This is a genomic window from Flavobacterium hungaricum (assembly GCF_015182285.1).
GTDB classification, from domain to species: Bacteria; Bacteroidota; Bacteroidia; order Flavobacteriales; family Flavobacteriaceae; genus Flavobacterium; species Flavobacterium hungaricum.
In genome coordinates this window covers 1,165,391-1,180,590 of the sequence record NZ_PRDM01000001.1, presented here as the reverse complement: position 1 = coordinate 1,180,590, position 15,200 = coordinate 1,165,391, and the positions used below count along the sequence as shown (strand labels likewise).

The 15,200-nt window shown below is 38.7% G+C and carries 11 protein-coding genes; 1 reads left to right on the top strand and 10 read right to left on the bottom strand.

Annotated elements, in window-relative coordinates:
- Window positions 1-8 precede the first annotated feature (8 nt).
- A complete protein-coding gene (locus C4F50_RS05070) occupies window positions 9-1,070 on the top strand; it encodes a BamA/TamA family outer membrane protein (RefSeq protein WP_193845329.1) in 1,062 nt (353 codons plus the stop codon).
- Window positions 1,071-1,209: 139 nt separating this feature from the next.
- Here C4F50_RS05070 and C4F50_RS05065 read toward each other — a convergent pair whose 3' ends face one another.
- From C4F50_RS05065 to C4F50_RS05020, 10 genes are all read right to left on the bottom strand, one after another.
- A complete protein-coding gene (locus C4F50_RS05065; RefSeq protein WP_193845328.1) occupies window positions 1,210-1,593 on the bottom strand; it encodes a DoxX family protein in 384 nt (127 codons plus the stop codon).
- Between the two features lie 135 nt (window positions 1,594-1,728).
- Window positions 1,729-2,142 carry a 3-hydroxyacyl-ACP dehydratase FabZ family protein gene (locus C4F50_RS05060; protein ID WP_193845327.1) on the bottom strand — a complete coding sequence of 138 codons (414 nt, stop codon included), beginning with the start codon at window positions 2,140-2,142 and terminating at the stop codon, window positions 1,729-1,731.
- A gap of 133 nt (window positions 2,143-2,275) precedes the next feature.
- Window positions 2,276-3,253 carry a glycoside hydrolase family 43 protein gene (locus C4F50_RS05055; RefSeq protein WP_193845326.1) on the bottom strand — a complete coding sequence of 326 codons (978 nt, stop codon included), beginning with the start codon at window positions 3,251-3,253 and terminating at the stop codon, window positions 2,276-2,278.
- Window positions 3,254-3,605: 352 nt separating this feature from the next.
- Window positions 3,606-4,790, bottom strand: coding sequence for an aldose epimerase family protein (locus C4F50_RS05050; protein ID WP_193845325.1), 1,185 nt, complete (start codon window positions 4,788-4,790; stop codon window positions 3,606-3,608).
- 34 nt (window positions 4,791-4,824) lie between these two features.
- Window positions 4,825-5,847 carry a glycoside hydrolase family 43 protein gene (locus C4F50_RS05045; protein WP_193845324.1) on the bottom strand — a complete coding sequence of 341 codons (1,023 nt, stop codon included), beginning with the start codon at window positions 5,845-5,847 and terminating at the stop codon, window positions 4,825-4,827.
- A gap of 131 nt (window positions 5,848-5,978) precedes the next feature.
- Window positions 5,979-7,793 (bottom strand): glycoside hydrolase family 2 protein, encoded by a 1,815-nt coding sequence (locus C4F50_RS05040; RefSeq protein ID WP_193845323.1) that lies wholly within the window; start codon window positions 7,791-7,793, stop codon window positions 5,979-5,981.
- 269 nt (window positions 7,794-8,062) lie between these two features.
- Complete coding sequence (locus tag C4F50_RS05035; protein WP_193845322.1) at window positions 8,063-9,118, bottom strand: glycoside hydrolase family 43 protein; 1,056 nt, start codon at window positions 9,116-9,118, stop codon at window positions 8,063-8,065.
- 187 nt (window positions 9,119-9,305) lie between these two features.
- Window positions 9,306-10,481 carry a glycoside hydrolase 5 family protein gene (locus tag C4F50_RS05030; RefSeq protein WP_193845321.1) on the bottom strand — a complete coding sequence of 392 codons (1,176 nt, stop codon included), beginning with the start codon at window positions 10,479-10,481 and terminating at the stop codon, window positions 9,306-9,308.
- A 107-nt stretch (window positions 10,482-10,588) separates the two neighbouring features.
- Window positions 10,589-12,112, bottom strand: coding sequence for a RagB/SusD family nutrient uptake outer membrane protein (locus C4F50_RS05025; protein ID WP_193845320.1), 1,524 nt, complete (start codon window positions 12,110-12,112; stop codon window positions 10,589-10,591).
- A 16-nt stretch (window positions 12,113-12,128) separates the two neighbouring features.
- Window positions 12,129-15,146, bottom strand: a complete 3,018-nt coding sequence (locus C4F50_RS05020) for a SusC/RagA family TonB-linked outer membrane protein (protein WP_193845319.1) — start codon at window positions 15,144-15,146, stop codon at window positions 12,129-12,131.
- Window positions 15,147-15,200 lie beyond the last annotated feature (54 nt).

The window sequence follows — 15,200 nt, the reverse complement described above, 5'->3', positions numbered from 1 at the left end:
TTTATACTATGAGGCATTTTCTACTTTTATTCTTTTTTATCATCTTCGCCTATTCTTCTTTTGGACAAAAAACTAAGGATTCTGTTTTCAAAAAAGAGAAAAAAATAGAATTGAGAGTAATGCCGTATTTAAGTTATAATCGAAATCTTGAAACAATGCTGGGCGTGATTCCGATGATGATGTACAAAGCAAATGAAAAAGACACGATTTCGCCCAAATCTATGTCTGGAATGTCTGCTATTTACACTACAAACAAATCCTATTTTGTTGCATTTTTTAATAAATGGTACCTGAATCAAGACCAATGGCGGCTGAAATTGTTCTTTTTTACCGGAAATCAGAATTCACAGTTTTACGTAGACGATATCGAGGAACCGGATTTTTATGATTACGGAACCAAAACTACTGTGGCGAGTGCAGGGGCTCAACGAAAACTTGTCGGCAGATTTTACGCCGGCCTCTCTTACACTTTTGCGCATTACAACACCACTTATGAAGATAATATTTCGCCTTCGTCTGTTTCGTACAGTAATGCTTTGGTGATCAACTTGCTGTACGATACCAGAAATGCCGTTTATTACCCGACCGAAGGCTATAAAATCAGATTGGACTGGTCTACTTATCCCAAATTTATGGACAATGAACTGGCTTCGAATCGCGTTTCTGTTCAAGCCAACAAATACATCCCCGCCAGAGGAAACAAAGATGTAATTGCAGTACGCGCTTACGGAAAATTTGGTTTAGGAAATGTAGCGTTTGAACAGCAGAGTACGATTGGCAATACGGATATTCGAGGATATTCTGAAGGAAAATATCGCGGTGCAGGTATAATGGACATCCAGGGAGAATATCGATACAATTTTGGCACAAAAACGGGATTGGTTGGTTTTGCAGGGCTTGCAACAATGTACGGTTCTGACACTCCAAGTTTTGACTGGAAATTATATCCTGGTGCCGGTGCCGGTTTTCGTTATAATCCGTTTAAGAAATCAAAATTTAATGTAGGCCTGGACGGTGCCGTCGGTAAGGGCGATTGGGGAATTTATTTTAGAATTGGAGAGGCTTTCTAAAATCAATACAAAGCGGAATTTTAAACACAAAGAACACCAGTTTTTTATTTTAAAGATAGCATCAAAACTTAAAGTCTCAAAGCAAAAAAGCTCTAAACCGTCGTGGCTTAGAGCTTTTTTGAATCTTATATCTTAAAATTTAGTCCCATTTATTAGAGCTCGAAACTGCATATTTTCCTGCTCCTGTAAATACCAAAGCAACAGCACCTAAAAGGTAAAGCATTAGCAGTTCAAGCGCATAGCCTCCGTGTTCGCTGATTGAGAAAATTTCATTGGCGTGAGCAACTGCAATAGCTACTATACAATTAACCGCAAAAATTACCGCTGCAATTTTAGTTCTCCATCCTGCTAAAATAGCCAATGGAGCCACAACTTCTCCAATGTAAACAGCATAACCAATTGCTCCCATATTTTCGGTTAAAAACGAAATTCCATGCAGAATCTTTGCTACACCATGAAAAAGCATCAAACCGCCAATACTGATGCGCAATACTAATAATCCTAAGTCTGTTTTTGAATTCATATAGATCTATTTTGGGTTTTATAAGAAACTAAAATACAAAATTTAGTTATTCAAAATGACTTTAATTTAGAATTGCTTTAAATAAATAACAGCCTTTTCAGCAATTGCAACATTATTTCATTAAACAATAAAACATTACTGCAGTTTAACGCACAGCCACTCGCCTTTTAATATTAATTGGTCATCTGCAAAAGCTTCGCCGGATTGTTTAATGATTTTTTCGCTTAAGCGGATATTTTTTACCACAAATTTGACAAGTTTTTTAAACTCAACACCGGCAAAAAATTCTACTTTATCCAAGCTTACCAAGCCAAAAACACCATCGGCAATGCCCAGCATTTTTACTCCGGCACCGCCGCATTGCGCCATAGCTTCTATCAAAATTGTTCCAGGAACAAAATTAAGTTCTGGAAAACTTCCCTGCAGCCAAACGTCTTTTTCTGTAAAAGTTTTTAAGCCAATAATGGTTTCAGTCGTAGCAGAAATAATTTCATCCACAAATAAAAATGGGGCTCTATGCGGAATCAAATCTTCTATTTTTGGAGTCATACTTATAATTTTCAACAATGTACAAATTTGATTTGAATTAGACAATTATCATCCATACACCAGAATGCAAACGCGATAATAAAAAAAGAGATGTATTGCATCTCTTTCCCGTTATTAACTCTAAAATAAACGCTTATTCTGTCAAAAGAACAAAAGATTTAAAGTCTGCTTTGATTTTATCACCTTCAAAAATAAGATCGATAATTCCGGTTTTTCTTGGCGAAACATCGCTGCTGCTAAAATGAGTATGCAGCACATATTTCATTTTTCCGTTTTTATCATAAAAAACATCACCGTGGCCGACTCCATTTATGCCGATATCTTTTCTGCTGATTATTGGATTTTCTGCTGCTTTTTCCCAAGGCCCTAACGGACTCTTAGCTGTGGCATAACCCACCGCATAATTTGGATTTCTAAAATCGTTTGCCGAATAGATCATAAAATACAAACCGTTGCGTTTTAAGACCGTTGGACCTTCGGTGACAGCCCAGCTTACATTTTGTGTGTTTTCCCACGGCAAAACGCCTGAAATGCACTCTGTGAGGGTTTCTTCTTTTATTCCCGATACATCTTCTTTTAATTCGGCTGCAAAAATCCGGTTTCCATTCGTTAAACGAACATGATACAGGTATTTTTTTCCGTCTTCATCTATAAAAACAAAAGGATCAATCTGCTTTCCTGATGCAAACATTGGTACTTTGGAATCGTTTTTAAACGGTCCCAACGGACTATCACTGCTCGCAATGGCAATGTTTTCATCGGCTGTATAAATAATGTGAAATCTGTTATTGTATTTAAAAAGCTGCGGTGCCCAAAATCCCTGCGTTCCAAAACTTTCTCCTTTTTTAAGAACCAAGCCATTTTGTGCTCCAGCGGGACCTTTCCATTTTTTCAAATCGGAAGAGGTGTAAACCATAAAACCATTTCCATTTAATGGCGTTTCTGCCGTTGTGGTTCCGTACAAATAATACGTTCCGTTATCATAAAAAATTGTTGGGTCTGCCAGCAAAATAGATGCTGCTGCTGCGCTTGTTTTACTGCTTTTTTCTTTGTCTTGAGAACAGCAGATGAAGCAATAAAGCAAAAATACGAGGCTTAAATATTTTTTCATTTATAGTTAATCTTTATATTTAACAAAAGTTATTTTAATATTTAATAATTAAATAGTTACGAATTCAATATAGAAAAAAACTATAGTAGCTTTTTCAGCATTTTAGATGCTTTTTTCCATTTCAATTACGATTGTATCTATAAAAATATTTGTGATACATCACGCTTTGTTTTGAACTCCCCGCAGTGCGCCTTTAGGATTCTTTTTTGTGCTCTTTGTAACCTTTCTCACAGTAAAAACTTCAAATATTTTTTGAATATAAATATCCTTTGCTCAAGACACACTGCTATTCGTCTCTAGACTTGCTTTTATGGGGAATTTTATGAAAATTCTGGTATTTGAGAAAAAAAAGTCACTTTGCAGCCGAAAATTTATACAATGAAACAGTATGATATTTTGCTCCTTTTTTCAAAACAATTGACGGGAATTTCGGCTGGTTTGGCGCATCTGGAAAGTGCTGTGTTTCTAATGCAAAAGCTGTTCTAAAATCGTCTTTAGCTCCTGATTTAAACGTGTTTTTACTCTGCATAAAATTTCCGCTATAAAATTGTATACCAGGCTCTTCTGTATAAACATCTAAAGTAATACCTGACACATCTCCTCTAACCGTTGCAGCATGCATAAAGCCATCCTTTTTTACACCAGAAAGCACATAATTATGATCGTAACCCTTACCAAATTTCAATTGTTCGTCTTGGGTTTCAATTCGTTCTCCGATGGCATGTTTTGAGGTAAAATCAAAAGGCGTGTTTTTTACCGGTCTTAATTCTCCCGTCGGAATCAGACCTTCGTCAACCGGTGTAAATTTATCGGCATACAGTTGCACTTCGTGATTCAGAATTGTACCGCTGCCCTCTCCGTTCAAATTAAAAAAAGCATGATTGGTTAAATTGACAACGGTCGTTTGATCCGTTGTCGCTTCATATTCCATTTTGACAGCCTGATCTTCTGTAAGCGTATACGTCACCTTGACTTTTAAGCTGCCAGGAAATCCTTGATCGCCATCTGGTGAAACATAGGTTAAAACCAAAGTATGTTCGTCAATTTTAGAAGCATCCCAAATCACATCTTGAAAACCTTTCACACCACCGTGCAAAGCATTTTTACCATTATTCAGCGGTATTTGATACTGCTTTCCTTCCAGCGTAAACCTACCTAATGCAACTCTGTTGCCGACTCTTCCTATTGTTGCGCCAAAATACGGTTCTGAAGCATTTTTAAAGCCTTTAACACTATTCAAACCTACTACAACATCGGTTTGTTTTCCGTCTTTGTTCTTAACCCACAAACCAATCAGGCGACCGCCATAATTGGTAAAAGCAGCTTTTATTCCGTTATTTTCAATCCAATACAAAGCCGCTTTTTTACCATCGATAATTGTATCAAAATCTTGCGCTTTTAGAACTGATGCCAGCGTGTCTTTTGTGGTTTCTGAAGTTTCTTTTGAGGTAACCTCTTTCTTTTTAGCGTCTTTACAGCTTAATTGTAAAAGAACCAGCAATACAGCTGTGATAATTTGAATCTTTTTTCTTTTCATCTTTTTTCTTTTCATCTTTTTTAGAATTGCGTTTTTATTTGGAAGGAATTGCAAGTGGAATACCCTCAGTTACAGGAGTTCCTAATACTGGAAAACCATTTGAATCCCAGCTTATTTGCTGCATTCTCGGCGATCTTTTATTCCCGCAGCCTTCGCCCGGATTGGAATTGGCGTGGTACAAGATCCAATCTTCTTTTCCGTCTGGAGATTTAAAAAATGAATTATGTCCAGGTGCATACACCTTATTCTCTGCCGACTGCTTGAAAATTGGCTCTGGAGCTTTTTCCCAAGCCGACGCTTCTAACAAATCATCACCGCCTTTAAAAGCAAGCAAACCCAAAGCATAGAAATCGGTCCAGCAGCCGCTTGCCGAAAAAACAATAAATACTTTATCGCCGTTTGCCAAAAACTGCGGGCCTTCGTTTACATTGACCTGAGGCGGATTTACCTCATCGTGCAAAGCGCCGTGTGTTTCCCAATCATAAACCGGTGATGAAATCAATACTCTGTCGCCTTCGATCTCCAACGGATTTTTCATTTTAGCAATGTAAATATTCTGCTGTCCGTTAGTGTCTCCTTCCCATCCGGCCCAGATCATATACAGCTGTTTTTTGTATTCAAAAACATTTCCATCAATGGCCCACTTATCTGTTTTAGCTGCAATTTTACCCTTAAAGTTCCACTTTCCTTTAAATGGGTCAGATAATTTATTTTCAAGTACATACATTCTGTGATTATTATTATCTCCGTTGTCTGCTGCAAAGTAACAATACCATTTTCCGTTGATGATATGAAACTCCGGTGCCCAGATTTCTGCCGAATAATTGGTTCCTTTCGGCGGTTCCCAAATCACCTTGCTTTCGGCATTTTTAATGTCTGATAGATCTTTGGTTTTCCATAAAACCAATTTATTTCCCAGCGTATTGGAGTAATAATAATATCCGTTGTAATACGTGCTGTAAGGATCTGCTCCCGAAGGCAGAATTGGATTTGTGAATGTTTTTTGCTGTGCAAAACTTATCGTGGTAAGCAGGAAAAGGATTAGGTATTTTTTCATTTTATTGTTTTTTTGGCTTGAAATTTTCCCACAGTTAAAAACTCTGGACTATTTTCTAAAGGCTGTTTTTACCCGAGCGATAGCGAAAAAGAAAACCTCTTAAAAATTGTAAAAGCTGTTTGTATTAAAACTCATTTCTGATTCAAAGCCTCAATAACCTCTTTATTCGCTTTATTAACCTTTTTAAGGTCCATTTTGTCAATTTTGCGGTCATAGGTCATAAAACCATTTACTTCGCCTTCTACGTCTGTTGTCTGAGTGTAAACGGCTGCTGAGAAACCCGATTTTACCAAACCTTTCAATATATTGGCATATTTGATGTATTCGGCAGTTACTTCATTGGCATTTTTAAATTTTATATAACCCCAATTGTCATTCGCTCTCCACAAATGTCCTTCGAGCGGCAGGCCGATTCCTCCGTATTCTCCTAAAACTGTTACGCGCTGGGCATCATACAAATACAATTCTGGCCCTGGGTAATTGTGCAGGTCTAAAATATCGCCAGTCTGAAAATGATTCCCTCCGCTCGCAGAATTGATCAAACGGGTCGGATCGTACCTCTTAGTCCATTCTGTGATTTCGATCGTTTTAAACTGTCCCCAGGCCTCATTAAACGGAACCCATACTACAATGCTCGGATACGAATACAAATGATCCATGATTTCCTGCCATTCTTTGCGGTAAATGTCTTCGGATTGCTGCGAACGTTTTAATTCAGTTCCTTCAAAATATTTTTTGTGCTGCCAGACAGGCTGTTCGTCGCCGCTCGGCATATCCTGCCAAACCAAAATACCAAGCTGATCGCAATAGGCGTACCAGCGTTCCGGTTCTATTTTTACGTGTTTACGAATCATATTAAAGCCCAGTTCTTTGGTTTTGATGAGATCGTATTTTAGAGCTTCATCAGTTGGTGCGGTATACAATCCGTCTGGCCACCAGCCTTGATCCAGCGGGCCGAATTGGAAATAACTTTTATTATTAAGCTGCATTCTGACAATGCCGTTCTGGTCTCTTTTGGATGAAATTTTCCGCATAGCGAAGTAACTTTTAACCTCATCTACTACTTTTCCGCCGCTTATCAAACTAATTTTAGTGTGATACAAAAATGGATTTTCCGGCGACCACAACTTTGGATTGTTCAAAACGATATCGGCGCTTTCGCTGACAACTGCTTTTTGTTTTGCTATTTCTTTCCCGTCTTCCAAAACCGTCACTTCGATAAAATCGCCTGCCGCTGCTCCAACTACATCGCTCTTTATCTGGATTGAATTATGATCGACATTTGGCGTTGACCTCAAACTGTGAATGCTTTTAACGTTTACAGGTTCCAGCCAGACTGTCTGCCAGATTCCGGTCACGGGCGTATACCAGATTCCTTCTGGATTTTTAACTTGTTTGCCTCTCGGCTGCGGACCGTCGTTTGAGGGATCCCAAACTTTTACCACTAATTTTTGATTGGCACCGTTTTTAACAAAAGGTGTAATATCAAACGAAAACGGCGTATATCCTCCTGTGTGCGAACCGACTTTTACATCATTCACATAAACTTCCGTTTTCCAATCTACTGCGCCAAAATGCAGGAGTATATTTTTTCCGTTCCAGTTGACATCCACAGTAAAATTGGTTTCGTACCAAAGTTCGTTTTTCGATCCCACTTCTTTCATCACGCCCGACAAACTGGATTCTGCAGCAAAGGGAACTAAAATCTCACCGTCGTATTGGACTGGAGCTTGTTTTCCTGCTTCTTGAATGGTGTATTTCCATAAGCCGTTTAGGTTTTTCCATTCGCTTCTTTCCATAATCGGACGCGGATATTCTGGCAATACTTTCGCTGGATTAACCTCAGCAGCCCATTTGGTTTTAATCTTTTCGCCCTGCGGTTTCCATTGCGCATTGGCCATGAATGCCGTAAAAAAAGCTATATAAAGTATATTTTTTCTTTTCATTATGTATTATTTATACATTATTGCATTAAAACAATGTAGTGTGAGATGTGAAATGTGAGATGTTAGATGTGAGATGTGAGATGTTAGATGTGAGATGTGAGATGTGGGATGTAGGAAGCGCATGAAGAAATGGCAAGAGTTCTATTTCGCATCTCAAATTTTTCACATTTTACTTTTCACATTTTACTTTTCACATTTTACCTTTCACATTTTACTTTTCATATTTTACCTTTCACATTTTACCTTTCACATTTTACTTTTCACATTTTTCACATTTTACTTTTCTCACTTTCTTTCGTCACGCCGAATTTCTTTACCAGCTTGTCGTATTCGTTTTTAGAGATTGTAATCATGCATCCGTGGCGCACTTTTTCGGGAAGGCTGTATTTGTCCCAATCTGAGAAAAAAGTGTAACCTGATGCTTGATACCAAGGTCCGTTTAGGTTATCGGCTATAGACAATCCGTAGGAAACTCCAGGATATTGTTCGTAATAGAGGTACCAAATTTTATCGTCTGGCGAAGGAATAAGCATTGGGGCTTCTCTAAAGTTTGGACTGATTGATTGCTGAGGCAAAGAGTAAGGTCCTAAAAGGGATTTTGATTTGGCAATTCGGATGGTTTTTCCGGTTGTCCAATACAATGTGGGATAGGTTTCGTCTTTAATGACGGCGTAGTAGGAATCACCGACTTTACGAATAAAAACATCAATGGTTCCCATATCCCAATCGAAAAGACGTTTTGGAGTTCCTTCAAAGGTTTTTAAATCTTTAGACAAAACATACAAAGTACGCTGGCTTGCCCAATAACGTTCGCCGTCTTCTTTTGTCCCTTCTAAATGCGGCGTATGCCACGTCATGATGAATTTCTTCGAAGGCTCATCATAATATAATTTTGGAGCACCTATTCGCTGTAAAGCATTGGCATAATCGGGCGTGCTTTTTAAATCGGGCGTATAATCCGCATGTTTTTTCCATGCGATCAAATCGTTCGAAACCCAGATATTGATTGCTTTGGCATCGTCGCCAGTATTTCCGGCAATGTAATATCTGCCATCAGGACCTTTACAAATGTCCGGATGTCCTTTGTATTCTTCAAAAACCCTTTTCCCGTCGTTGAGCTTGTTCCAATGCAGACCGTCCAAACTAACAGAATAATACAATCTGCCATAATCGTTATGCGTCATGTGCGCAAAAAGATAGGCTTCGTTTTTAGGTCTTTCTTTTCCATTAACTTGTCCCGGCGTATCCGGCTGCTGTGCTTTCGCAGAAAATCCGATCACAATCGCGACTAGCAGAAAGAGCTGTTTTATTTTATTTTTTTTCATGCTGCTTACAGGTTAAGATGTTTTTTTTGGCTATAAATTCCACGAATTTTTACTGAGTTTTTTTTGCAACAGATTTAAAGGATTAGAGGATCAAAAATCTTTTTAATCCTCTAATCTGCAGCAAAAAATCATCTAATTATCAATTGACACATTATCTAATTGAAACATTATCTAATTATCTAATTCCCTAATTCTTCTTATTCGCCTCAGCCGTCATTTTAGTAATCAAATCCGTTTCTGCTTTGATGTAGGGCGTTCCGTCAGTGTGAAAAATATCATGAAACCATACTTTTGGTTCAGCCGTGTAGGTTTTCGTCCAGCTGTCCCAAGCGTACTTTGTTTGTGATTTTCCGTCTACAAATCCCCAATTTATCATACCGATATTGTATTTTCTTGCAATCGGCAGAAAACCTTCAAAAGTACTTCCGTTTGGTCTTGCCATGTATTCAGTACAAATAAGCGGTTTTCCGTAACGCTGTAATTGCTTGATTACTTTTTCGAAGTCCTGCGGTGTGTTGTAATTGTGAAAAGAAATTACATCAGATTCTGCAATCTGCATTTTATGCATCGGTTGCATTTTAGCTTCATCACTCCAGTCTCCTACCCATACACCTGAAGTAAGAGGCTGAGAAGGATTGCTCGATCTTGCCCATGCAAAAACTTGTTTCAATAAGGGCAGCACTAAAGTTGCTTTGTTTTTGATTTCTACTTTTTCATAAGACGGTCCCGTCATGTTATCGGGTTCGTTCCAAACGTCCCAGCCTAAAATTCTTTGATCATCTTTAAAATGAGAAACCGTTTCTTTTACATATTTTTCTAAACGCGGATATTGTGTTTTGTCCTGCAATGCTTTTTGCCCCGGGCTCTGTACCCAGCCAGAATTGTGTGTATGGGGTTTTGGCGCTCTTTGTTTTCCTAAAACCGGAAACGGATCCCAACACGAATCAAACAAAACAAAAAGTGTTTTAATGTGGTGTTTGTCTGCAAGGGCCAAAAATTCGTCCATGCGTTTGTAAAGCCCTTCGGCATCCTGCTGGTGCAATAAATCCTGAAGATAAACACGCATTACATTCATTCCGATATCTTCTGCCCAGCCCAATTCCTGATCGATTCTTTTGGGATCAAAAGTAGCTTCCTGCCACATTTCTAATTGGTTAATAGCAGAACTCGGGTAATAATTGGCTCCTACCAGCCAAGGCTGTTTTCCGTACCATTCATTAGCTTGGTCCTTGGTCCAGATTTCTCTTTTTTCGATTACTGCGGTTTCATTTTTAGTTTCATCTGTATTGCTTTTCGTTTTGTTGCAGCTTTGCAATACAAGTCCTGCCAACACAAGTGTCAGATACAATTTTACTTTTCTCATTATAGGTTTTCTTAATTTAGAACGAATGTTCTTTGGTGATTAAAGGAATCGGAATTTGGTGCTCTCCGATTCCTTTATGAATAGTTTTGATACGCTGAGTATATTTTTTAATATCCAGAGTTCTGCTCGAGATTTGGATTATTATCTACATCAACTTGCGGAATTGGCATTCTATGGTTTTTTCCCACTTTAAAATTTTTAAAATCCGAATCACGAAGCGCAATTTTATCAACAGAGGCTTGAGAATCTAAATCTCCCCAGCGTTTTAAATCTTCCCAGCGAACACTTTCTCCTGCCAGTTCTAAAACTCTTTCTGTTTTTAAGCGTTCTAAGAATTTATCGTGATCGTTTCCAATTTCTGGATGTGCTGCCGCTAAGGTATTCATGTTGACACGCGCTCTCACCAAATCTACATATTGATACGCTGCAGCGGTATTCCCTGTTTCGTTCAAAACTTCGGCATAGCGCAGTAAAATGTCTGCATAACGCACCAGTCTATAGTTTACCTGGCTGTAATAATCTTCGTTATTTCTGTAATAGTCGCGGCTTCCTTTTCTAAACCAGGCTTCGTCGTTGTTCCATTCCCAGTTTCTGTCGTAGGTTTTGTCTCCAAAATCGGCCAATAAATCAGGATAATACAAAGTCCATCTTAAGCGCGTATCGAGATTACCGTCTTTATTTTTTTCCTGCTTAAAAGCATTTACCAGCCAGAAACGTGCCTGTCCGTCAGACCAGCCTATTCCTCTTGGTGCAAAAAACTGCCCACGGTTGCTGGAAACTGCTGCATTTTGAGCTTCGTCGGTTCCTCCCTTTCTTTGATCTCCAAACTGAATTTCAAAAACAGATTCTCCATTGTTTTCATTTACATCTGTAAAATTATCTCTGTAGTTCGATACCAGACTGTACTTTGCTCCTGCTCCAGAGATTAAAAATTCCAAAGCCGCTTTTGCTTCTGTCCATTTGTGCTGCTGCATATAGGTTTTTGCAAGAAAAGCTTTTGCTGCGCCTTTATCTGGTCTTCCGGTCTGGTCAGCGGCCCAGTCTCTTGGCAAGTCTTCAAAGGCTTCGTTCAGGTCCTTCTCTATTTGAGCCCAGATTTCGGTTACCTTTTTTTGCTGCGGCAAATCTGCTGGTGTAGACGGATCTAAAACCAAAGGAACATCTTCCCAGATTACTGCTGCATAATAGTAATGCAATGCTCGGAAAAATTTGGCCTGCGCGATAACCTGCTTTTTAGTTTCTTCATTTTCAAATGGTATGCCCGGAACATTAGCCAAAACCTGATTGCATCTAAAAATAGCTTTGTAGGTGTCTCTCCACGTTACGGCATTTCCTTCCCAAAAATTATAATTAATGTAATTAAATCTCGTCCAGTCTGCCAATTCAGTCCACGGACTTACACTGTACCCCTCATCAGAAGTTAAGTCTAAACGGAAATACATCCATCTCGCCCATAATCCGTCTTTATAAAACATGGCATAAATAGAATTTACACCGGCTTGTGCATCGCTTTCTGTTTTCCAATATTGATCTACTGTGATATCATTTGGGCTGTTCAGATCCAATTCATTTTCACAAGCTGTAAAAACAAGACCCAGAAAAACTGCTGTTATTATGATTATTTTTTTCATTACGCTGTTTGTTTAATTAAAAGCTAAATTCTACACCAAAAGAATACGTCTGAAGATTCGGAAAAGAACCATTATCAACACCTCGTTCAAAAATCCTGTTATCACCAGTATTGCTGAATTCTGGATCTAAACCTTTGTATTTAGTGATTGTTAAAATGTTTTGTGCCGACAGGGTTAATCTTGCTCTAGAAATACCAGAGTTTTTCAAAACACTTTCCGGCAGGTTATAACCAAATCCGATGTATTTAAGTCTGATAAAATCACCGCTTTCTAAGAAACGATCGCTGTCTCCTCTTGAATTTAAAGTGGAACCTTTTGTAATTCTAGGAAAATCGGTGTTTGGATTCTCCGGCGTCCAAGGCTGAATTCCGGTTCTGTAATTACTATTATCATCAAAACGATCGACAACACTTCTAAATCCGTTATAAACCGTTGCTCCGTTTGAAGCAATCCAGTTCATAGAAAAATCAAAACCTTTGTATTCTGCACCGGCGTTTAATCCTATCTCAAATTCCGGCCACGGGCTTCCTACAATCGCTTTGTCTGCATTGGTAATTTGTCCGTCACCGTTATTATCTTTAAAGCGGATATCTCCAGGAACTGCATTCGGCATAATCACTTGTCCGTTTTCATTTTTGTAGTTGTCAATTTCCTGCTGGTTTTGAAATAATCCATCTGTTTCCAATACATACCACATTCCTACCGGACTGCCGCTGCGGGTCATGGTGTTTCCGATAATACTTTCGTTTTGTCCGTTACCCAGAGAAACCAGCTTGTTGTTTACTTTTGTAAAGTTTACAGACGCATTAAAAGAGAATTCATTGATTTTTTTGCTGTAAGCCAATTCCAATTCAAAACCTTTATTTTCTACCGTTGCCGCATTCGAAATCGGGTTGCCGCCGTCGTTTCCGGTAGTTAATAAAATAGGAAACCCAAATAATACATCTTCTGTACGGGCGATGAAATAATCTGCCGTTAGACGCAGATCATTATTTAAAACACCTAAATCTAATCCGATATTGGTTTGTTTTAACTTTTCCCAACGCAGCTGTGAATTCGATAATTTTACCTGAGCGGCCGACGGATACAAATTTTGGTCGTTCCCCAGTACGATCTGACCAAAATTATTGACAAAGCTTTTAGATTCGTATTCTCTAATATTTCCAGAACCCAATTCTCCATAACTTGCTCTCACTTTTAAATCTTTAATAAATGCCGATTTAAAAAACGATTCGTTGCTTATTCTCCATCCTGCAGAAATCGAAGGGAAATTTCCCCATTTATTTCCATCACTGAATTTTGATGAGCCGTCGCGTCTGATTACAGCATTCAATAAATAGCGATTGTCATAATTGTATTCTATTCTTCCCAGATAAGACGCGAGAGCCGCTTCGTTTATAAATCCTCCTACTACCGGCGAATCTCCTTGGTTTAAAACCTCGTAATACTGCCCCGTTCCAGAATTCATAGGAAGATTTCTTTTGGTTCCGTAAATTTGGTTGTAATTGTCTTTTTGATACGTCTGGCCTACTAAAACTGTCAGATCATGTTTTCCAAATTCTTTTTTGAAAGTCAAGGTGTTTTCAAACAGCATCGTTTCAGATCTGCCTTTATTTTGATCGGTCTGAGACGGGTCCTGAGGCTGGTTTAAGGTCCAGCTTCCTTTTTTTCTCATGTATTTGTACGAATCAAAGCTGGTTTCATATCCAAAATTGAAGCGGTATTTCAACCACGGAACAAATTTTAATTCTGACCATATATTTCCTCTAATTCTAAAGTTTTCATTTGTCGTATTCGAAAAATCGGCCAGTGCCAAAGGGTTTGTTCCAAAAGTATCGGCAACACCTTGTTTTCCGTATCCGTATCCGCCTGGATTAGAAGCATCATAAAGCGGAATCGTAGGCGTCATTCTGTAAACATCAATAATGGGATTACCAGACATTTCATCGGTTTTAGAATTGCTTATGGCTAAGTTTTCTCCGATACTGAAAATTCCTTTTGTACCGCTTGAATTCACTCTAAACGAAATTCTGTCAAAATCAGTTCCGATCACTGTGCCTTCATTTCCAAAATAATTCCCCGACATAAAAAAGCTCGAATTCTCACTTCCTCCCGATACGCTGGCATTATAATCCTGAATCATTCCTGTTTTAAAAACAGCATCCTGCCAGTCTGTATCCACTGCCATATTTAGATTTTGTCTTGTAAATCCGGCATTATCATAGGCCATGTTGTTGTATTTTGCAAACTCTTCGGTTCCCACTAAATCATAACGAGGCATTACTGTAAAACTGCTTTTTGCCGAAACTTCAACCTGAAGCGGGCCTTTTTTACCTTTTTTAGTAGTAATGATGATCACCCCGTTTGCCGCTCTCGATCCGTAGATCGCTGCTGCAGAGGCATCTTTTAAAACCTGAATACTTTCGATATCATTCGGGTTAAAATCTCTGTTGGCAGAAGTAATCAATCCGTCTATCACATACAGCGGATTGGTATTTTGAAGATTTTTAAGTCCGCGAATCTCCACATTCGCTTCCTGTCCCGGGCGTCCGCCTCCACGTACTTTCACTCCCGTAACAAGACCTTGAAGTCCGTCTGCAACCGTTGTCACCTGTCTTTTCTGGATTTCATCTGCTTTTACTAGCGAAACTGCTCCCGTAAGGTCTTTTTTCTGCTGCGAACCGTAACCCACTACTACTATCTCTTCGAGTTTCATGGCATCTTCTGCTAACGAAACGTTTACGGAAGTTCTATTATTAATAGCAATTTCTGTTGTTTTATAGCCTTGCGAACTAAAAACTAAAATTTCATTTGAATTGGCGGTAATCGAAAATTTACCGTCAAGATCTGTTGCTGCACCTTTTTGAGTATTCTTGATCAGAACATTGGCAAACGGAATGGGTTCTCCCGTTGAGCCGGTCACTGTTCCCGTTATTGTAATCTGCTGCTGGGCAAATGAGGACTGCAGTAATAAACTAAAGAAAAACAAGAGGTAATATCTCTTTGTTAAAATTTGAGTGAACGTTGTTTTCATTGATTTTGCATTTTAGATAGTTATTTCTTTTGTGGTTTGGTTTACGATTAGACT

Coding starts and splice junctions, on each gene's coding strand:
- C4F50_RS05070 (WP_193845329.1), top strand. CDS start 9: ATGAGGCATTTTCTACTTTTATTCTTTTTTATCATCTTCGCCTATTCT.
- C4F50_RS05065 (WP_193845328.1), bottom strand. CDS start 1,593: ATGAATTCAAAAACAGACTTAGGATTATTAGTATTGCGCATCAGTATT.
- C4F50_RS05060 (WP_193845327.1), bottom strand. CDS start 2,142: ATGACTCCAAAAATAGAAGATTTGATTCCGCATAGAGCCCCATTTTTA.
- C4F50_RS05055 (WP_193845326.1), bottom strand. CDS start 3,253: ATGAAAAAATATTTAAGCCTCGTATTTTTGCTTTATTGCTTCATCTGC.
- C4F50_RS05050 (WP_193845325.1), bottom strand. CDS start 4,790: ATGAAAAGAAAAAAGATTCAAATTATCACAGCTGTATTGCTGGTTCTT.
- C4F50_RS05045 (WP_193845324.1), bottom strand. CDS start 5,847: ATGAAAAAATACCTAATCCTTTTCCTGCTTACCACGATAAGTTTTGCA.
- C4F50_RS05040 (WP_193845323.1), bottom strand. CDS start 7,793: ATGAAAAGAAAAAATATACTTTATATAGCTTTTTTTACGGCATTCATG.
- C4F50_RS05035 (WP_193845322.1), bottom strand. CDS start 9,118: ATGAAAAAAAATAAAATAAAACAGCTCTTTCTGCTAGTCGCGATTGTG.
- C4F50_RS05030 (WP_193845321.1), bottom strand. CDS start 10,481: ATGAGAAAAGTAAAATTGTATCTGACACTTGTGTTGGCAGGACTTGTA.
- C4F50_RS05025 (WP_193845320.1), bottom strand. CDS start 12,112: ATGAAAAAAATAATCATAATAACAGCAGTTTTTCTGGGTCTTGTTTTT.
- C4F50_RS05020 (WP_193845319.1), bottom strand. CDS start 15,146: ATGAAAACAACGTTCACTCAAATTTTAACAAAGAGATATTACCTCTTG.